Consider the following 19,421-nt stretch of genomic DNA (forward strand, 5'->3'; position numbering starts at 1 on the left):
TTGCTTTAAGGAGAGGCCGGGCTTACGTTTCAAAGCAAGGCGACTTGCGATAGCTCGCCGATCCGAACCGTAAGGACCCGTCATGGAACGCATGCGCGCCGCGCGTCTGCACCTCCCCAGCCGCACGCTCACCGTGGAGGAGGTGGACAGGCCGACGCCCGGCCCCGGCGAGGTGCTGGTGAAGGTCGGGGCGGCGGGGGTGTGTCTCTCGGATGTGCATCTCGTCGACGGCACCCTGAGCCCGATGTATCTGGAGGGGGACACGGTCACGCTGGGCCACGAGGTGGCCGGGACCGTGGCGGAGCCGGGGCCGGACGTCGAGGGCTGGGCGGTCGGTGACCGGGTGGTCCTCCAGGCCGGCGAGGAGCGCCGGGGCCGGACGTACACCCGGGGGGTCGACTACGACGGCGGCTGGGCCGAGTACGCCCTCGCCGGCGCGTCCACGCTCGTCGCCCTGTCCGACTCGCTGCCCTTCGAACAGGCCGCGATCATCCCGGACGCGGTCTCGACGCCGTGGGCGGCGGTGACCGCCACCGGTGACGTACGGGCGGCGGAGGCCGTGGGCGTCTGGGGGGTGGGCGGTCTCGGCGCGCACGCCGTGCAGCTGCTGCGGGCGGTGGGCGCGCACCCGGTCGTCGCGGTGGACCCCGCCCCGGCGGCCCGGCGGCGGGCCCTGGAGTTCGGGGCCGACCTCGCGCTGGATCCCGCCGATCCGCTGTTCCGCGAGAAGGTGCTCGGGGCGACGGGCGGTGCGGGCCTGGCGGCGGCGTTCGACTTCGCCGGGGTGCCTCCGGTCCGCGAGCAGGCGCTGACGGCGCTGGCGCCGAAGGGGCGGCTGGTGCTGGTGGGGCTGACCGACCAGCCGCTGACCGTGCCCGACGGCACGCTGTTCAGTTATCTCCAGCACCGGATCCTGGGCCACTACGGCTCGGAGGGCCACCATGTGCCGCAGCTCGTCCGGCTCGCCGAGGGCGGTCGGCTGGACTTCTCCCGGTCGATCACCGATGTGCTGCCGCTGGACGATGTGGCGTCGGCGGTGCGGCGGATGGAGACCAAGGAGGGCGACCCGGTCAGGATCGTTCTGCGGCCGTGACGGGCTCGTCCGGAGCCGCCACGACCGACTCGTCCGAAGCCGCCCCGGCGGACTCGTCCGCGGCGGCCGTGACGGGCTCGTCCGCCGCGGTGCCGGATTCCCGTTCCCGCTCCGGCTCGCGCCGCTCCAGCTCGACGTTGAACTGGGCGCCGGCCAGCAGGGACAGATTGGCGAACCAGACCCAGATGAGGAAGACGACCAGCCCGGCGAGCGATCCGTACAGCCTGCTGTAGCTGCCGATGCGGGTCGCGTACAGCGCGAATCCCGCCGAGGAGGCCAGCCACAGGAAGGCGGCCAGGACGCCGCCGGGCAGGCCCCTGCGGATGCCGCGCGCGGAGCGCGGGCCGGTGCGGAAGAGCACCAGGATCAGACAGGCGACGAGGCAGAGCAGCACCGGCCATTTCAGGACCGCCCACAGGGTCTCGCCCCCGTGCGGCAGGCCGATGCGACGGCCGAGCCAGCGGGCCAGCGGGCCGGTCAGGACCAGCGCGAGGGCACTGGTCATCAGCAGGACGAGCAGACCGATCGCCGAGACGACGATGATGTGGGCCTTGCGCAGCGCCGGGCGGGTGTCCCGCACCTGGTGCATGGCGTGCATCGCCCGCCGGAACACCGCCAGATAGCTGCACGCGGACCACACGGCGCTCACGCTGCCGGTCGCCACGAGCACCCAGACGGCGGTGCGCTGCTCGGTCGCCGCCTCCAGCGGGCGGCGCAGCGCCTCGCCGGACTCCGCCGGGGCGAAGGCGGTGATGTCGGCGATCAGGGCACTGGTCGCGTCGGGGTTGGCCAGGCCGATCACGGACACTGTGACCAGGAGCGCCGGGAGCAGGGAGAGGATGGCGTAGTACGTCAGGGCGGCGGCCCAGTCGGTGACGTCGTCGTTCCACAGCGAGACCGGGGTGCGGCGCAGGGCGGTGCGCCAGCGGCGGGGTGCGGCGCGTCCGGCGGTGGGGGTGGCGCTTTCCGCGGCGGACGCGGTCTGGGTGGGCAAGCTGGTACTCCGGGGACGTGGGCGGACGCTGTGGGCGGTGTGGCCGGTCCGTTCCCGGACCCGCCTACCCCGCTCGATCCTCTCCTGCCACGTCGCGGCCGATGCACACCCCTCCCGGCCGGGGACCCTCCGGCGCCCCGGAGGGTCAGTCGTTGACGGCCGTGAGCAGGACCACGGCGTCCTGGAGCGCCAGCAGCCCGTGCCGTTCCTGCGGGATCGGGTGCAGGGTTCCGGCGGGCAGTTCGGCGTCGCCGGAGGCGGCGGTCAGGCGGACGCTGCCGCGCAGCACGAGGAGCGAGGCGGCGGGCGGCGCGTTGTGCTCGTCGAGTGCCGTCCCCTCGGTGAGGGCGATCACCGTCTGCCGCAAGGGGGGCTCCTGGAGCAGCAGGTGGGCACTGCGGCCGTGCGCGGAGGCGCGGGCCGCGGTCAGATGTTCCTCGGCGAGTGCGTTGAGGTCGTCCATGTGCCCACTGTGCCGCAGCCGTGGCGGCGCCGCGATCCACGGGCTCAGCGGGGCGCCTTAGCGGTGGAGCCGCGCACCACCAGCTCCGGCTCGAACAGCAGCTCGTCGGGCGGGACCGAGCCGCCCTGGATGCCCGCGCAGAGCAGTTCGACGGCGGCCCGGCCCATGGCCTCGATGGGCTGGCGGATCGTGGTGAGCGGGGGTTCGGTGCAGTTCATGAACGCCGAGTCGTCGTAGCCGACGACCGAGACGTCCGACGGCACTCCGAGGCCGCGCCTGCGGGCCGCCCGCACGGCCCCGAGCGCCAGGGGGTCGCTGGCGCAGATGATGCCGGTGACGCCCCGCTCAAGAAGTCGGGAGGCCGCCGCCTGGCCGCCCTCCAGGGAGAACATCGAGCGCTCGACATGCGCCTCGGCCAGCTCCCCGCCGGTGGCCGACGCGACGGATCGGGCCGCGGCGAGCTTGCGGCGCGAGGGCACATGGTCGGAGGGGCCCATGACCACGCCGATGCGCTCGTGTCCGAGGGAGGCGAGGTGGCGCCAGGCGCGCTCGATCGCGACCGCGTCGTCGCAGGAGACGCAGGGGAAGTCCAGTCCTTCTATGGGGGCGTTGATCAGGACGACGGGGATGCGGCGCTCGGCGAGCCGGTGGTAGTGCTCATGGGCCTCGTCGGCCTGGGCGAACAGGCCGCCGGCGAAGACCACTCCGGAGACCTGTTGCTGGAGCAGGAGGTCCACGTAGTCCGCTTCGGAGACTCCGCCCTTGGTCTGGGTGCACAGCACGGGGGTCAGGCCCTGCTGGGCGAGGGCGCCGCCGATCACCTCGGCGAAGGCGGGGAAGATCGGGTTCTGCAGTTCGGGCAGGACGAGACCGACGAGCCGGGCGCGCTCGCCGCGCAGTTGGGTGGGCCGCTCGTAGCCGAGGACGTCCAGGGCCGTCAGCACGGACTGCCGGGTGGTCCGGGACACCCCGGGCTTGCCGTTGAGCACCCGGCTCACCGTGGCCTCGCTGACCCCAACCTTCTTGGCAACCTGAGCAAGTCGTCGCGTCATGCCGCAAGACTAGCGTAAGCACTGCAAACAATTGACTTATCAACGCAAGGATTGCGCACATAAGGGACGCTTCCCAGCCATCGGGAAGCGTCCCCTTGCCGATGCGTGCGGCCTCTCCGGCGGCCTCTCCCTCGACCTACGGGTTGGTGATGATCTTGAAGGTGGAGGTGGTGTTCCTGACGTCCTGGGCGTTGTCGCTGAGCTTCAGACCGTTGAAGGTCACCTCGCCGACGGCGGGACCCTGCCCCGCCTCCGGCATCTCGTTGGCCCACAGTCCGAAGCCGGACTTGGCGTCGAAGGCGTCACCGCTCTTGCGCGCTCCGGAGATGGAGACGTCGGTGAGCACGGTGTCCTTGATCGGGAACTGCGGCTGTCCGCCGACGTAGTTCGTCTGGAACATGATCCCGCTGTAGGTGGGATCGACGATGTCGACGTTGTCGATGCGAATGCCCTGGAACACCTTGGACGCCGAGAACAGCCAGATGCCGGGGAAGGTCTGCGTTCCCCAGAAGTGACCGCCCGCGCGCACGATCGAGATGTTCTCCAGCCTCGTCGGTTCGGTCCCGAAGCCGTTCATCGGGTAGCCGAAGTCCAGCGAACTGACCGTGATCCCGGAGTACACCAGGGTGTCGGCGATGTGGATGTTGCGGAAGGTGTTGTCGTAGCCGCCGTAGACGGCGACTCCCGCCGCGCGCCAGGTGAGGATCGAGGTCAGGTTCTCGTAGACGTTGTTCTTCATGTCCGCGCCGCCGGCGTCGATCGCCGAGAAGAGCGCGAAGCTGTCGTCACCGGTGGCCCGCGCCTCGTTGTTGGTCACGAGGTTGTCGGTGGACCCGTTGGTCATGTTGACGCCGTCGGCGAACATGTTGCGGATCCGGGAGTTCTTGATGGTGACGTCGTCGGTGTTGGCGCCCCAGTAGAGGCACACCATGTGCTCGTTCCAGATGTTGTCGATCACGATGTCCGACACATTGGAGAAGTCGAACACCTTGCCCGGCCCGTCGATCCGGGACGTGTAGTTGCCGAAGTACGCGAAGTTCGCGAACGACGACCCCTTGGCACTGGCCTCGGCCCGGAAGCCGATGTCGGTGTTGTCCTGTGTGGCGGGGGCGTTGAACCGGGTGTACCAGGGCCCGGCACCGACCACCTGGACGGCCTTGCCGTACACCTGGAACTTGCTCGCCGTGCTGTACTCCCCCGCCGGCAGGTAGACGCCCACGAGGGTGCCGGTGGTGTCCATGCGGACCTTGTCCAGGGCGTTCTGGACGTCCTGGTGGGTGAACCCGGCCGGCACGGTGTACGTGGCGGGGTCCGGGTTGGCGACCGGTGCGACCTGCTCCAGGTTGATGAAGTCGATCGCGTACGTGGAGGTGTTGGCGCTGTCCTTCTGGAGCCGGATCTTCGATCCCGCCGGGACGGTCTTGCCCAGCATCACGTTCGCCTCGTCGTAGATGTGACGGGGCGCCCCGGAGCCCGGGGAGTTGCCGGGGGCGGTCTCGTTCCCGTACAGCCAGGCGTACTTGGAGGTGAGGTCGATCGCCTTGAGGAAGACGCCGTCCACATAGACGTTCAGCGTGGAGTCGATGCCGTCGCCGCCCGGGGCGTCGGGGATGGAGAACCGGGTCACCAGGGTGTTGGTCGAGGCCCTGGTGGTGAACTCCACGTAGTTTCCGGTGTTGTTGAGCGTGACGGCCTTGCGTCCCGAGGCCTCGCCCGCGATATCGCCGACGGTCCGGTTCGGGCCGACGACCTGGGCGCCGCCACCGGTCGTACCGTCCTCCGCCTCGTACATGTCGTACGGCATGTTGGCGCCGCGTCCGACGAAGAGCGCCTGGGCGGAGGTGTTGTTCTCGCGCTTGACCGGGAGTTCGTTGGCGTCGTCCGCGATCACGGTCCGTACGGTGTACGAGCCGTTGGCCGCGGTCCAGGTGCCGAGCGAGACCGGTGCGGCGGTGGCTCCCGCCGCGATGGCCCCGTTGTGGGCGCCGGTGAGCGTCTTCACCGTGGCGCCCTTACTGTCGACGAGGGTCAGCGTGATGCCGTGGCTGCCGCCCGCCGAGGCCACCGTGCCCTGGTTCTTGAGCGCGACGGAGAAGGTGACCGTGTCGCCGGCGGACGCGGCCGAGGGCGAGGTGGTGACCGCGGCGGCCACCAGGTCGGAGCTGGAGACCGGCTTCACGACGAGCGGTGCGGCGCTGGTGTAGGTGTTGTTGGTCTCGTTCTGCTCGATGACCTCGTCCGCCGGGTCGGCGACCGCGCTCAGTGCGTAACTGCCCGCGTTCCGGGCCCCGATGGAGGCGCTGACCTCGGTGGAGGCGCCCGACGCCAGTGCCCCGACGGAGGCCGTGGCGACCTTGCTGGAGCCGAGGCGGAACTCGACCTCGCTCGCCGGGGCGGCGAGCGCTCCGGCGTTGCGGACGGTCGCGGTCAGGGTGACCTCGTCCGTCTCGACCGGTGCGGCGGGGTCGGCGGTGATGCCGGTGACCTGGAGGTCCGGGTTGGCCGCCGGAGCGCCCAGCACCTGGAACTCCGCCACCTGGCCGGCCCCGGAGCCGCTGTTGGCGGTGAACTTCAGCTGGATGTCGGCGACGCGTGCGGTGACCGGGATGGTCACCGTGTTGCCGGACGCGGGGCTGAAGTCGTAATCCTTGGCGGCGGAGAGGGAGTTGAAGGACGAGGAGTTCTGTTCGCGGCCGAGGACCTCGATCCGCTGGGTGCGCGGACCCCAGCTGCTGTCGGGGTTGAGCTTGACGACGATGTTCTCGGTGTCGGCGTTGGAGCCGAGCTTCACGGTGAGGGTGTTCGGGTAACTGCCGCCCGCGCCCTCCCAGTAGGTGGAGGTGCTGTTGTCGTTGGCGTTCTCCGCGACGAAGGTGTGGACCACGGAGGAGGCGGTGATCGGCTTGTTCACGGCGAGGTTGGACGCCGAGCCGCTCTGCCCGTTGCGGGTGACGGTGTTGCTGTCGCCGGAGACGTTGCCCGCCGCGTCCCTCGCCCGTACGACGTAACTGACCGTCGTGGACGCCGACCGGCTGTCGGTGTACGTCAGCACATCGCCCGCGACACTGCCGCGCAGCACGTTGTTGGCGTAGACGTCGTAGCCGGTCACGCCCTTGTTGTCGGTGGACGCCTGCCAGGTCAGCTTGACCGAGCCGCTCGACGGTTCGGTGTACGCCAGCGCGGAGGGTGCGGTGGGGGCCTGGGTGTCGCCGGTGTCGCCGCTGCGGGTGACGGTGTTGCTGTTGCCCGAGACGTTGCCCGCCGCGTCCTTGGCGCGGACGAAGTAGCTGACGTCCTGCCCGGCCGGGCGGGTGTCGGTGTACGTGGTGACGTCGCCCGCGACGCTGGTGAGGAGGGCGCCGTCGGCGTAGATGTCGTAGCCGGTGACGGCCTTGTCGTCCGTCGACGCCTTCCAGGTCAGCCGGATCTGCCCGGTGTCGGGTTCGGTGAACGCGAGTCCGGTCGGTGCGGTCGGGGCCTGCGTGTCGCCGGTGGTGGGCCCGTAGATCTCCAGCTCGGCCAACTGGGCCGCCTGTGCCGCGGTGTTGGCGGTGAACAGGACGCGGACGTAGCGGGTGGTAGTGGCGTCGAAGGTGATCGTCGCCGACTGTCCGCCCGCCGCGTCGAAGCGGTGGCCCCTGGACGCGGTGAGGTCGGTGAAGTCCGTGCCGTTGGCGCTGGCCTGGAGCTTCAGGGTCTGACTGCGCGCGGCCCAGCCGTCGGGCAGCCGCAGGACCACCCGGTCCACGCCGAGCGATGCGCCCAGGTCCGCCTGGATCCACTGCGGGAACCGGTCGTCGCGGCTCGCCCAGTAGCTGTCGCGGTTGGCGTCGTTGGCGTTGGCCGGGGTCTGCGCGCCGTTGCTGCTGCTGGCGGTGAGGGTCTTGCCCGCGGCGAGGTCGGCCGAGGACTCACCCGCGCCCCGGACCTCCAGTTCGGAGAGCTGGGCCGCCGGCCAGCCGGTGTTGGCGGTGATGTCGACGCGGACGAACCGGGTCAGGGTGGCCGGGAACGCGATGGTGACCTCGTTCCCGGCGCCCGGGGCGAAGGTGTACGTCGCGGAGTTCTTCAGGGTCGCGAAGCTGGTGCCGTCCGCGCTGCCCTGGAGGGACAGGGTCTGGGTGCGGGTCTCCCAGCCCGCCGGAAGGGTCAGCTTCACCTCGTCGACGCGGGTGCCCGCGCCCAGGTCCGCCTGGACCCACTGGGGCAGTCCGTCTCCGGCGCTCTCCCAGTACGTGGACCGGTTGCCGTCGGTGATGTTGGACGCGCCGTACTCGGCGTGGGCGCTGCTCGCGGCCGCGGCCCGGCCCGCGGCGAGGTTGGGGCCGTCGGCCGCCGAGGCGGTGAGCGACGGCCAGCCGATCATCAGAAGACTGGTCGTGACCAAGACGGATATCGCCCGCCATCTCCAGCGTTGGGCTCTCATAGCTCCCCGATCTTCGGCCTCGGCGCAGGGCGCGTCGAGGGCGCGGCTCTGTGACCGCAGCCAGGGAACACGGATTTCTGCGCATGCTGCGGCCTGTTTTGCGTTGTGCCGTCAGAGAGTTGCAGAGAAATGAGAGACCGTCCACCGTTCCGGCAACAGCCGAACGGCCGGGCCGGGGAGCGGATTCCGCCGCGCGGTCACCGCTCCCCGGCCCCGCGAACGGGCCGCCGGTCCGTCCGTCCGACGGACCGTCAGAGGCCGCCGGTGTACAGCAGCCGGTCGGGCGAGCCCTGGCCGAGGCCGGAGAGCACGTCCTCGGTGGCCGTGTCCGTCAGCCACCGGGCGACGGCGGCGGGCGAGGCCGAGGGGTTCTCCTGCTTGTGGAGCGCGGCGACGCCCGCGACGTGCGGGCTGGCCATGGAGGTGCCGTTCAGCGAGACGGTGCCGCCGCCGAGGCGGGCGGAGACGATGTCGGCGCCGGGGGCGTACAGCTCCAGACAGGAGCCCCAGTTGCTGAACGAGGTCTCGCGGTCCTGCCGGTCGCTCGCGCCGACCGTGACCACGCCGTCCGCGGCCGCCGGAGACACGTCGCAGGCGTCCCGGTCGTCGTTGCCGGCGGCCACGACGGGCAGCACGCCCGCGTCGGCGACGGCCTCGACCGCCGCGTCGACCGCGGTGGAGCGGGCGCCGCCGAGCGAGGCGTTCAGCACGGCGGGGGCCTTGGTACGCGCGGCGTCCTTGGCCACCCAGTCGAACCCGGCGAGGATGCCGGCCCAGGTGCCCCGGCCCTCGCAGTTCAGGACGCGTACGTTGACCAGCGAGGCGTCCTTGGCGACGCCGGAGGTCGCGCCGCCGACCGTGCCCGCGACATGCGTGCCGTGTCCGTTGCAGTCCATGCCGCCCCGGCCGTCCCCGACGGCGTCGTACCCGTTCACGACCCGGCCGCCGAACTCGCTGTGCGCGGCGTCGATCCCGGTGTCGACGACGTACGCCTTCACACCCTTGCCGGTGGCCGTGGTGGTGAAAGTGTCGTCCAGCGGCAGGGCGCGCTGATCGATGCGGTCGGTGCCCCAGCCGGCCGCGGGGGCCCGCAGCAGGTTCGCGGCGGTGGGCGCGGGGACGGTCACCTCGGCGTTCTCCTCGACGGCGAGGACGCCGGGGACGGTCCGTACCGCTTCGAGCTCGGTGGCGGTGAGCGTGGCTGCGAAGCCGTGCAAGACATTTCCGTACGTGAACAACGGGCTGAGCCCGAACTCCCGCAGGAAGGTCTCCGGCGAGAGTTCGGGCTCCAGAGTGACGATGTACTGCCCGGGTACGGCCCGGGTGGACTGCTCCACCAGGACCCCTTCCGGTCCGGTGTCGGCCGAGGCCGGAATCGGTGCGGCGATCAGCGGAGCGACCAGCAGCAGGGCGGCCGTGGCCCATCGGGCGGGCAGGCGCATGCATTCTCCTCGGGGTGGGGATCCGTTCGCGGTGCGAGTGCATCCGCGAACTGCGAACACCCGTTCCTTCGTCCCCGTCCGCCGGTCGCCTTAGCGGGTTCAGCCGGACAGCGCAACGCCCGCGGTCAGCTCCAGCTCTTCGAGGTCACGCTCGGCGGTGGCCCGAGGGTCCTGACTCGCCCAGCTGCCCACGGCCACCTCGGCGGTGATGCCGGGCCCGAAACCGGCGATGAGCCCCTGCGCGGACTCGGCGGCGCCGCCGTCGTCGAAGAGCCGCGCCAGCGCGTCGAAGACGACGGAGCTGGCGATGTTGCCGCGTTCGGTGAGGGTGGCCCTGCTGTAGCGGAACATCTCGGGCGGCAGCTTCAGGAAGTGGCAGAGGTCGTCCAGGATGCGCGGCCCGCCCGCGTGGACGATGAAGAAGTCCATGTTCGGGACGGACCAGCCGTGCAGGTCGACCAGGTCCTGGAGCACCGGGGCGAGCATCTCCATGGTGCCCGGGACCCGCTTGTCCAGCAGGAAGTGGAACCCGGTGTCGCGGACCGCGTAGGAGATCCAGTCCTCGGTGTCGGGCACCAGGTGGGAGCCGTTGCGCTCCAGCCGCATGCCGGTGCCGCCCTGCCCCCGTACGACGGCCGCGGAGAGGGCGTCCCCGAAGAGTCCGTTGGAGAGCAGCGAGCCGACGCCGATGTCGGTGGGCTGGTAGCACAGCGAGCAGAACTCGCAGGAGACGATGAGGACGTTGGCGTCGGGGTAGGCCAGGCAGAAGTCGTGCGCGCGGTTGATGGCCGCGCCGCCCGCCGCGCAGCCGAGCTGGGCGATGGGCAGTTGGCGGGTCTCGGCCCTGAAGCCCATGGTGTTGATGATCCACGCGGTCAGCGAGGGCATCATGAAGCCCGTGCAGGAGACGTAGACGATCAGGTCGATCTCGGAGGGGTCGGTCTCGGCGTTGGCGAGGGCCGCGCGGACGACTTCGGGGACCCGGGTCTTGGCCTCGGCCTCGTACACCCGGTTGCGGAGCTCGAATCCGGGGTGCTTCAGGGTCTCCTCGATGGGCTGCACGAGGTGCCGGGTCTGGACGCCGGTGTTCTGGATGAGCCGCAGGACGAGGTCGCGCTGCGGGTGCCCGGCGTGGGTCTCCCGGGCCAGGTCCAGGGTCTGCTGCATCGTGATGACGTGCTCGGGCACAGCGATGGCCGGTCGGCACAGGGTCGCCATGGGTTCTCCTCGTTCTCTGGAGCGGAGGCTCTCGTCACCATGTGACGGGCAGGGCGAGCGGGTAACGCCAGATGGACGTCGTGTTCCACTGGATGTCCTCGGACGGCACGTCCAGACGCAGGGCCGGGAAGCGGGTCAGCAGCGTGGAGAAGGCCACTTCCAGTTCCATGGTGGCCAGCGGCGCGCCCAGGCAGTGGTGGGCGCCCCAGCCGAACGTCATATGGGGGATGGACGGGCGGTCGGGGTCCAGCTCGTCGGGGCGGTCGAACTTGGCGGCGTCCCGGTTGGCCGTCAGATAGGACACGTGCACCACGTCGCCGGCCTTGATGAGGACGCCGCCGAGCTCCACGTCCTCCAGGGCGATGCGCGGGATGCCGACGCCCTTGCGGAAGGGGATGTGGCGCAGCAACTCCTCCAGGGTGCGGGGCAGCCGCTGCGGTTCGGCCTGGAGGGACCGCAGGAGTTCCGGGCGGGTGAGCAGGGTGAAGGCGATGTTGCCGAGCTGGTAGGTCGTGGTGTCCTGGCCGGTGATGAGCAGGACCATCGCCATGACGGCCAGTTCGTCGTCGTCGAGCAGTTCGGCGCCGTCCCGGGCGGTGGCCAGGGTGCTGATGAGGTCGTCGCCCGGGGAGCGGCGCCGGTCGGCGGTCAGCTCCTGGAAGTAGCCGCGCAGCTCCGCCTTGGCGCGGACCGCGTCCTGCTTGCCCGCGGCCCCGACGTTCATCATCGTCATGGCGTGGGCCCGGAGCCAAGGGCGGTCGGCCTCGGGGATGTCGAGCGCCTCGCAGATGGTGATCAGCGGCAGCGGCGAGGAGACCCGGGCGACGAAGTCGGCCGGTGAGCCCTCGTCCGCCATCTCGTCCAGCAGCCGGTCCACCACCCGCTGGGTCCCGCCGCGCATCTGCTCGACGCGGCGGGGGGTGAAGCTCTTGGCGACCAGGCTGCGCAGCCGGCTGCTGGCGGGCGGGTCCATGAGGTTGATGGACTCCGCCTGGACGATCGGCTCCGGGGTCATCCGGGGGAAGTCACGGCCGAGGACGGCGCTGCGGCTGAACCGCCGGTCGGTGGTGACCGTGCGGACGTCCTCGTAGCGGGTGACCAGCCAGGCCTCGCCCTCTCCGTACGCCATCCGGATGCGGGACACCGGCTCCTCGGTCAGCAATTGCCTGAGCTGGGGGTCGAACTCCAACTGCTGCGCGTAGTCGAACGGACAGCTCCGGACGGTTTCCTTGTTCTGCACCGAGGTGTTCTCCACCGAGGTTTCTCCCCATGACCGCTTCGAGAATGAAGGCGTGCCGGATCGGGACCCGGCACCAGACCTCACCCTCTGTCCCCCGTCACCTGCCGAAACATGTCAGTGGCACACCTCAGTCAGCCGATCAGGGGGGCGCACGCCCCGGCGCTCAGCCGGTCGACTTCGCGACGGGCAGTGCTTCGGCCCGGTCCAGGACGTGGTGACGGCCGATCGGGAGCATCAGGGGCCGGCCCGAGACGGGGTCCTCGATGATGCGGCTGTCGAGGTCGAACACGGCCCGTACGGTGTCCTCCGTCAGCACCTCGGCGGGGGTGCCGGACGCGTGCAGTCCGCCGTCGGCCAGGGCGATCAGGTGATCGGCGTACCGGGCGGCGAGGTTGAGGTCGTGCAGGACCATCACGATGGTGGTGCCGCGTGACCGGTTGAGGTCGGTCAGCAGGTCGAGGACCTCGATCTGGTGACTGGCGTCGAGGAAGGTGGTCGGCTCGTCGAGCAGCAGCAGATCGGTCTGCTGGGCCAGCGCCATGGCGATCCACACGCGCTGGCGCTGGCCGCCGGAGAGCTCGTCCACCGCGCGCTCGGCGAGCGGTTCGGTGTGCGTGGCCTCCAGAGCCGCGGCCACGGCGGCGTCGTCCTTCTCGTTCCAGCGGGAGAAGATGGACTGGTGCGGGTGGCGGCCGCGGCCGACGAGGTCGGAGACGGTGATGCCCTCCGGCGCGACGGGCGACTGCGGCAGCAGGCCGAGGGTGCGGGCCAGCTCCTTGGCGGGCAGCCGGTGCACCTCCTTGCCGTCCAGGACGACGCGGCCGGCCCGGGGCGCGAGCAGCCGGGACATGGAGCGCAGCAGCGTCGACTTGCCGCAGGCGTTGGCGCCGACGATCACGGTGATCCGGCCGGGCGGTACGGCCAGGTCGAGGGAGTCGACGACGGTGCGTTCGCCGTAGCCGAGGGTGAGTCCTTCGGCGGTCAGTCGGTGGTGCGTGGTCATAGCGAGCCTCCCGCCCGGTTGGTGCGGATGATCAGGTAGACGAGGTAGGTGGCTCCGAGGACGCCGGTGACGACGCCGACCGGATAGCGCTCGCCGAAGGCGAACTGGCCGCAGAAGTCGGCGACGAGGACCAGCAGCGAGCCGACGAGTCCGGCGGGCACCAGCAGCGAGCCGCCCGCTCCGACGATCCGGGCCGCGATGGGGCCGGAGAGGAACGCCACGAACGCGATGGGTCCGGCCGCCGCGGTGGCGAAGGCGATCAGCCCGACGGCGGCGACGATCACGGTGATCCGGGTGCGCTCGACCCGTACGCCGAGGGCGGAGGCGGTGTCGTCGCCGAGTTGCAGCGCGGAGAGGTTACGGGCCTGGCCCAGCAGCAGCGGGGTGAGGACGGCCGCCGCGGCGAGCGCGGGCAGCACCTGGTCCCAGGTGGCTCCGTTGAGGCTGCCGGTCAGCCAGCGCATCGCCTCCTGGAGATCCCATTCGGCGGCCCGGGACAGGACGTAGGAGGTGATGCTGTCGAGCATCGCGGAGATCCCGATGCCGATCAGGATGAGCCGGGTGCCGACGACGCCGCCCTTGAACGCCAGCGAGTACACCAGCAGGGCGACGCCGAGGCCGGCGGCGATGGCGAGGACGGAGACCTGGACCTCGCCGAGGGACAGCGTGACGATGGCGATGGCCGCGGCGGCGCTCGCCCCGGAGCTGATGCCGATGATGTCGGGGCTGGCGAGGGGGTTGCGGAGCATCGTCTGGAAGGTGACGCCCGCGAGCCCGAAACTGAATCCGGTGACCAGGGCGAGGACGGCGCGGGGCAGCCGCAGCCGGCCCACCGTGAACGACGCGCCCGGCACCTGCTCGCCGAGGATCACCCGGAACACGTCGCCGGGCGGGTAGAACGTGCGGCCCGCCATCAGGGTCACGGCGAACGCGGCGACGACGAGGACCACCAGCACCAGGGCGACGAGGCGGCGGCGCGAGGCGGCGCGGACGCGACGGCGGGTGGCGGCCTCGACGGACGCCGGCCGGGTGAGGACAGGGGCGCTCACAGGGCACGTACCTTCTGTCGGCGGACGATGTAGATGAAGAACGGGGCCCCGACCAGGGCGGTCACGATGCCGACGTCGATCTCCGAGGGGCGCGCCACGATCCGGCCGACGACGTCGGCGGCGGTGAGCAGGACCGCGCCGAGCACCGCGGAGAGCGGCAGGAGCCAGCGGTGGTCCACGCCGACGAGCAGCCGGCAGGTGTGCGGGACGACGAGGCCGACGAAGCCGATCGGACCGGCGACGGCGGTGGCGGCCCCGCAGAGCAGTACGGCGCCGAGGGCGGCCACGGCCCGTGCCACGGCGACACGTTCACCGAGTCCTGCGGCCAACTCGTCTCCCAGCGCCAGGGAGTTGAGGGCGCGGGCCGACAGCAGGCAGACCGCGAAGCCGACGGCGAGGAACGGCGCGACCTGGCCGATGCGTTCGAAGGACGCGCCGCCGACGCCGCCGATCTGCCAGAGCTTGAAGCTTCCGGCGATGTCGTTGCGCGGCAGGATGACCGCGCTGACGAGCGAGGCGAAGGCGGCGGAGGTGGCGGCCCCGGCGAGGGCCAGCTTGAGCGGTGTCGCCCCTCCCCTGCCGAGGGTCCCGACGGTGTAGACGAAGAGGGCCGACAGGGCCGCGCCGACGATGGCGACCCAGATGTATCCGGTCGGCGAGGTGAGCCCGAAGAACGCGACCGCCGTGACGACGGCGAGGGAGGCCCCCATGTTGACGCCGAGGATGCCGGGGTCGGCCAGCGGGTTTCGGGTCACGCCCTGCATCACGCCGCCCGCGAGGCCGAGGGCCGCGCCGATGACGACGGCGAGGACGGTACGGGGAACGCGCTTGGTCGCGGCCGCCTGTCCCAGGGTGTCGTCGGAGCCGCCGAGCGCCGCGACGACGTCGGACCAGGGCACGTCGCGGGAGCCGAAGGCGACGGACGCGACCATGACGGCGGCCAGGGCGAGCACGGAGAGCAGGACCCACAGCAGGCGCACGCCCGCCGGGCGCCCGGTGACGGCGTCCGGCGGGGTACGGGTGTCGAGCGTGGTCACTTGACCTTGTCCGCGGCCTTGGCGAGGGCGGCGGCGTAGTCGTCCAGCACGTAACCGATCGACAGGGGCGTCGGGTTCGCGGCGGTGGCCAGCGGGCTGGTGCCGGGCAGGAGGTAGACGGAACCGCGCTCGACGGCCGGGATCTTCGAGAGCAGCGGGTCCTCGGTGACCGTCTTCAGCAGTTCGCCGGTGTCGTCGCCGTAGCCGGTGATGATGTCGACGTCGTCGAACGCGTCGATCTGTTCGGCGCTCTTGGTCAGAGCGAACTTCTTCGTGCCCTCGGAGGCCTTCGCGATGGACCCGGGGATCTTCATCCCGAGGTCCTGGAAGAACTGGGTGCGGGTGTCATGGGCGGTGTAGAAGCCGACCTGGCTGACGTCGTTGGGGTCGACGTGCGTCATGAACATCGCCGACTTGCCCTTGAGCTGCGGGTACTTGGCGGCGGTCTTGGCTATGTCCCCGTCGAGCTTCTCGATCAGCTTCTCACCCTCGTCGGCCAGTCCGATCGCCTTGCTGTTCGTCCGGATGATCTCGCGCCACGGGGTCGCCCAGGGGGCGTCCGGGTAGGCGACCACGGGGGCGATCTCGCTGAGGGTCTCGTAGTCCTTCTTCGTCAGACCCGAGTACGCGGCCAGGATGACGTCCGGCTTCGTGTCCGCCACGGCCTCGAAGTCGATGCCGTCGGTCTCGTCGAAGAGGACCGGCGTATCGGCCTTCAGCTCGTCGAGCTTCTCCTCGACCCAGGGCAGCACGCCGTCGTCGTTGTCGTCGCCGAAGTTGGCCGCGGACATGCCGACGGGCACGACGCCGAGCGCGAGCGGCACTTCGTGGTTGGCCCAGTTGACGGTGGCGACGCGCTTCGGCTTGGCCGGGATGGTGGTCTTGCCCAGGGCGTGCTCGACGGTCAGGGGGAACGCGCCGCCGGAACGGCTCTCGTCGTCCTTGTTCCCGGCGTCGGTGGTCCCGCCGCAGGCGGAGACGCCGACGAGGGCGGCGGCCACGATGAGCAGGCGGAGGCGGTGTGAAGACATGGGTGTGTACCCGGCTTTCCGGATGTCGGGGTGCCGCTTCTCGCGCGTCCGGGCGTGGGCTGCCGTCGTGGAACGTAGCGCGATGCGTGCGTCAAGGGCTTAGGTAAGGCTTGCCTTGGCACTTTATGAGAGTCGCCCTGACTGTCGCAATCAAGCGTTTGAGACATGCGCTGTAGCGATCGGGACATGCGGAACCCCTACCCCCGCCCCTCGGGGCGGGTCGACCACGGCAGCTGATCCGCCCATGGCCCGGCGTTCAGGAGTCACTCCGACCGGAACGTCCCCGGGGTGAGTCCGGTCGTACGCCGGAAGGCGACGCCGAACGCGCTCGCCGAGCGGTAGCCGACCTGTTCGGCCACGCTCTCCACGTCCCACCCGCGGGCCAGCAGGCCGATCGCGTGCTGGGCTCGGACCGCCGCCACCCAGCGCACGAAGCTCGTGCCCGTCTCGGCGGTGAACGCCCGGGTGACCGTGCGGGCGCTGACGCCCAGGGCCGACGCCCACTCCGTCAGGGTCCGCTGGTCGGCCGGGTCCTCGCGCACCGCGTCGGCGATCGGGCGGAGCAGATCCGAGGTCGGGACGCGTACGAGCAGTTCGCGGGGCGACGGAGTGAGCACGTCGAGCACCAGCGCCTCGGTCGCGGCCCGCGAGGCGGCGGCGAGTCCGGGTTCGCCGAGCCGTTCCAGCAGCAGGCGCAGCAGCGGGGTGATCTCGACGGCGACGGGGGTGTCGGAGATCGACGCGGTGGTACGGAAGCCGAAGAAGCTGGCGCGCAGCCAGGTGCCGGCGCTCGCCGAACCGGTGTGCAACGTGCCCGCGGGCATCCAGAGGCCGAGTGTCGGAGTGATCGTCCAGACGCGTTCGCCGACCACCGCCGTGGAGGCGCCGCGCTCGTTCCAGAGCAGTTCGTGGAAGGGGTGGGAGTGCGCGTCCCAGAGCGTGTCGTGGGAGACGACCTCGCCGTAGTCCTTGATGACGAACGGCGTCTCCACCGAACCGGGTGCGAGCGCGGGAAGCGTCCGGGTCTCCTGGGTCACGGGACCAGCCTAGAAGAGCCGCCCGGGAGACCGGCCGCCCCCGCCCGGTGAACCCGTCCGTTACGGCCGATCATGCGTCACTTTTAAGTCAGTCGATTGATTTAAATAGAGGGATGCACTTGGCTGGGCCCACAGGGGCCGACACCGGCTTCGGCTTCGGCGCCGTACCGAGAAGACCGAGGAGACAGCCATGAGAGACGCACACGATGCCCGCAAGGGCCCCGGAGCGCCCGCACGGCGGGTACGCCGGTGAGCCGGGCGGCGGCCCGCACCGACCGGGCCGCCGGAACCCGCGAGGCGATCATGGCGGCGGCCGAACGGCTCTTCGCGGAACAGGGCCTGTCCGCGGTGTCGAACCGGCAGATCGCCGAGGCGGCCGGACAGGGCAATGTGACGGCCGTCAGTTATCACTTCGGCACCAGGAACGATCTGGTCCGCGCCCTGATGACCCGGCACGGCGAACACGTCGAGCTGATCCGGGCCCGGCACGTCGCCGCCGCCGAGGGCGCTCAGGACGTGACGACGTGGGTGGGCTGTCTGGTCCGTCCGGTCACCGAGTACCTGTCGTCGCTCGGCTCCCCCTCGTGGCAGGCGCGGTTCGCCGTCCAGGTCATGACGGACCCGATGATGCGCGCACTGGTCACCGACGAGGCCCTCACCCGGCCCTGTCTGAGGCGGACCCTCGACGGCCTCGGCCGCTGCCTGGACACGCTGCCGGCCGAGGTCCGCGCCCAGCGCGGCACGATGGCCCGCCATCTGATCACCCACACCTGCGCGGAACGGGAGCGCGCGCGGGCCGACGGGATCGTCACCTCTCCCGCCACCTCGTGGCAGGACACGGCCGACGCGTTGTGCGACGCGATCACCGGCCTGCTCACCGCTCCGGTCACCTCCCCCCACCCCGGCAATTCCCCCCACTCCAGGAAGCAGGACCCCGTATGAGGATCACGGTCGACGAAGAGAAGTGCTGCGGAGCCGGCCAGTGTGTGCTGATCGCTCCGGAGGTGTTCGACCAGCGCGAGGACGACGGCATCGTCGTCCTCCTCGACGCCGAACCGCCGCAGGAACGGCATGCCGCCGTGCGCGAGTCCGCGGAGGTGTGCCCCGCGCTGGCCATCCACCTCGACGAGGCCAGGTGAACCCGCCCGGGAGCGTCCTGGTCGTCGGCGCGGGCGCGGCCGGTCTCAGCACGGTGGAGGCGCTGCGGCGCAAGGGGTTCGCGGGGCGGATCACCGTCCTCGGCGACGAGGACACCGCACCGTACGACCGGCCGCCGCTGTCCAAGCAGGTGCTGGCCGGGGACTGGCCGGCCGAGCGTGCGCGGCTGCGCGCCCAGGAGGCGCTCGACGCCCTCGACGCCGGCTTCCTGCTCGGCGAGGCGGCCCGCTCCCTCGACGCCGCCACCCGGACCGTCCGTACCTCGGCCGGGCGGGAACTCGCCGCGGACGTCGTCGTGCTGGCGACCGGTCTGCGCCCACGCGCTCTTCCCGACGTGGGCGGCGTACGGGTGCTGCGCACCCTGGCGGAGGCGACGGCGTTGCGCGGTGAACTGCTCGGGGCCTCCCGGGTCGTGGTCGTCGGCAACGGAGTCCTAGGAAGCGAGATCGCCGCCACCGTACGGGGGATGGGCCCCGCCGTGACCCTGGTGGGCCCTCAGCCAGCCCCGATGGCCGACCAGATCGGCTCCAGCGTGGCGCGGCGTCTGGCCGCCCTGCACCAGCGGCACGGCGTCGAGCTGCGCGACAGCACCCTGGTGGACGGCACGGTCGCGGAGGCCGGCTCGTCGCGCGGGGTGCGTCTGGCGTCCGGAGAAATAGTCGGGGCCGATCTCGTGGTGGCGGCGGTCGGGTCTCGGCCGGCCACCGACTGGCTGTCGGGCAGCGGACTGCGGATCGCGGACGGAGTGGTCTGCGACTCCCGCTGCCGGGCGGCCGAGGGTGTCTACGCCGTGGGCGACGTGGCTCGCTGGCACCACGAGGCGCTGGGGGTGTCGCTCCGGCTGGAGAACCGCACCAACGCCGGCGAACAGGCCCTGGCCGTCGCGGCGGACATCCTCGGCGCGGACCGACCGTTCACCCCGGTCCCGTACTACTGGAGCGACCAGTACGACGTGAAGATCCAGGTGTACGGACTGCCGACACCCGACGCCGATGCCGAGGTCGTCGAAGGCTCCCTCGACGAGGGGCGGTTCGTCGTCCGCTACACGCAGGGCGACGTTCCGGTCGGCGTGCTCGGCTGGAACATGCCGAAGCAGACCCGACCGCACCGGCAGACGCTGCTGGAGCGCTACACCCGCGCATCGGCTCCGACGGCTCCCACGCCCTCGTGAGCGCGCG

General features: G+C 71.2%; 15 protein-coding genes and 1 pseudogene. 4 read left to right on the forward strand and 12 right to left on the reverse strand.

Features of this window, described 5'->3' with window-relative positions; all coding sequences use genetic code 11:
- The first annotated feature begins 82 nt into the window (after nt 1–82).
- Nucleotides 83–1,093, forward strand: coding sequence for a zinc-binding dehydrogenase (locus G3I54_RS30950; protein WP_164619410.1), 1,011 nt, complete (start codon nt 83–85; stop codon nt 1,091–1,093).
- Here the strand turns inward: G3I54_RS30950 and G3I54_RS30955 are convergent.
- From G3I54_RS30955 to G3I54_RS31010, 12 genes and pseudogenes are all read right to left on the reverse strand, one after another.
- Nucleotides 1,071–2,087 (reverse strand): YihY/virulence factor BrkB family protein, encoded by a 1,017-nt coding sequence (locus G3I54_RS30955; protein ID WP_164619412.1) that lies wholly within the window; start codon nt 2,085–2,087, stop codon nt 1,071–1,073. The genes G3I54_RS30950 and G3I54_RS30955 overlap by 23 nt on opposite strands.
- A 145-nt stretch (nt 2,088–2,232) precedes the next feature.
- Nucleotides 2,233–2,550 (reverse strand): cupin, encoded by a 318-nt coding sequence (locus G3I54_RS30960; protein ID WP_164619414.1) that lies wholly within the window; start codon nt 2,548–2,550, stop codon nt 2,233–2,235.
- Nucleotides 2,551–2,594: 44 nt separating this feature from the next.
- On the reverse strand, nt 2,595–3,602 hold the full coding sequence (locus tag G3I54_RS30965; protein WP_164619416.1) for a LacI family DNA-binding transcriptional regulator: 1,008 nt from the start codon (nt 3,600–3,602) through the stop codon (nt 2,595–2,597).
- A 136-nt stretch (nt 3,603–3,738) separates the two neighbouring features.
- The gene (locus tag G3I54_RS30970) at nt 3,739–8,028 is read right to left on the reverse strand and encodes a discoidin domain-containing protein (protein ID WP_164619418.1); all 4,290 of its coding nucleotides are present in this window, start codon (nt 8,026–8,028) and stop codon (nt 3,739–3,741) included.
- Nucleotides 8,029–8,279: 251 nt separating this feature from the next.
- Nucleotides 8,280–9,470, reverse strand: a complete 1,191-nt coding sequence (locus G3I54_RS30975) for a S8 family peptidase (RefSeq protein WP_164619420.1) — start codon at nt 9,468–9,470, stop codon at nt 8,280–8,282.
- Nucleotides 9,471–9,569: 99 nt separating this feature from the next.
- Nucleotides 9,570–10,700, reverse strand: a pseudogene (locus G3I54_RS30980) (type III polyketide synthase); the annotation flags it as partial.
- A 22-nt stretch (nt 10,701–10,722) separates the two neighbouring features.
- Complete coding sequence (locus tag G3I54_RS30985) at nt 10,723–11,943, reverse strand: cytochrome P450 (RefSeq protein ID WP_103510388.1); 1,221 nt, start codon at nt 11,941–11,943, stop codon at nt 10,723–10,725.
- 148 nt (nt 11,944–12,091) lie between these two features.
- A complete protein-coding gene (locus G3I54_RS30990) occupies nt 12,092–12,931 on the reverse strand; it encodes an ABC transporter ATP-binding protein (protein ID WP_164619424.1) in 840 nt (279 codons plus the stop codon).
- Nucleotides 12,928–13,980: an iron chelate uptake ABC transporter family permease subunit gene (locus G3I54_RS30995; protein ID WP_164619426.1), complete on the reverse strand. Its 1,053-nt coding sequence runs from the start codon at nt 13,978–13,980 to the stop codon at nt 12,928–12,930. The genes G3I54_RS30990 and G3I54_RS30995 overlap by 4 nt, the downstream gene beginning before the upstream one ends.
- Nucleotides 13,977–15,017 (reverse strand): iron ABC transporter permease, encoded by a 1,041-nt coding sequence (locus G3I54_RS31000; protein WP_164619428.1) that lies wholly within the window; start codon nt 15,015–15,017, stop codon nt 13,977–13,979. The genes G3I54_RS30995 and G3I54_RS31000 overlap by 4 nt, the downstream gene beginning before the upstream one ends.
- Nucleotides 15,014–16,048, reverse strand: a complete 1,035-nt coding sequence (locus G3I54_RS31005) for an iron-siderophore ABC transporter substrate-binding protein (RefSeq protein WP_164619430.1) — start codon at nt 16,046–16,048, stop codon at nt 15,014–15,016. The genes G3I54_RS31000 and G3I54_RS31005 overlap by 4 nt, the downstream gene beginning before the upstream one ends.
- A gap of 263 nt (nt 16,049–16,311) precedes the next feature.
- A complete protein-coding gene (locus G3I54_RS31010; RefSeq protein WP_164619432.1) occupies nt 16,312–17,085 on the reverse strand; it encodes an AraC family transcriptional regulator in 774 nt (257 codons plus the stop codon).
- Nucleotides 17,086–17,388: 303 nt separating this feature from the next.
- On the opposite strand from G3I54_RS31010, the gene G3I54_RS31015 reads away from it, so the two are divergent.
- The 3 genes from G3I54_RS31015 to G3I54_RS31025 are packed head-to-tail and all read left to right on the forward strand — an operon-like array spanning nt 17,389 to nt 19,414.
- A complete protein-coding gene (locus tag G3I54_RS31015; protein ID WP_164619558.1) occupies nt 17,389–18,027 on the forward strand; it encodes a helix-turn-helix domain-containing protein in 639 nt (212 codons plus the stop codon).
- Nucleotides 18,024–18,224, forward strand: a complete 201-nt coding sequence (locus G3I54_RS31020; protein WP_164619434.1) for a ferredoxin — start codon at nt 18,024–18,026, stop codon at nt 18,222–18,224. The genes G3I54_RS31015 and G3I54_RS31020 overlap by 4 nt, the downstream gene beginning before the upstream one ends.
- Nucleotides 18,221–19,414 (forward strand): FAD-dependent oxidoreductase, encoded by a 1,194-nt coding sequence (locus G3I54_RS31025; RefSeq protein WP_164619436.1) that lies wholly within the window; start codon nt 18,221–18,223, stop codon nt 19,412–19,414. Before G3I54_RS31020 ends, G3I54_RS31025 begins: the two co-directional genes overlap by 4 nt.
- Nucleotides 19,415–19,421: the final 7 nt, after the last annotated feature.

The organism is Streptomyces sp. SID14515 (assembly GCF_010548505.1).
GTDB classification, from domain to species: Bacteria; Actinomycetota; Actinomycetes; order Streptomycetales; family Streptomycetaceae; genus Streptomyces; species Streptomyces caviscabies.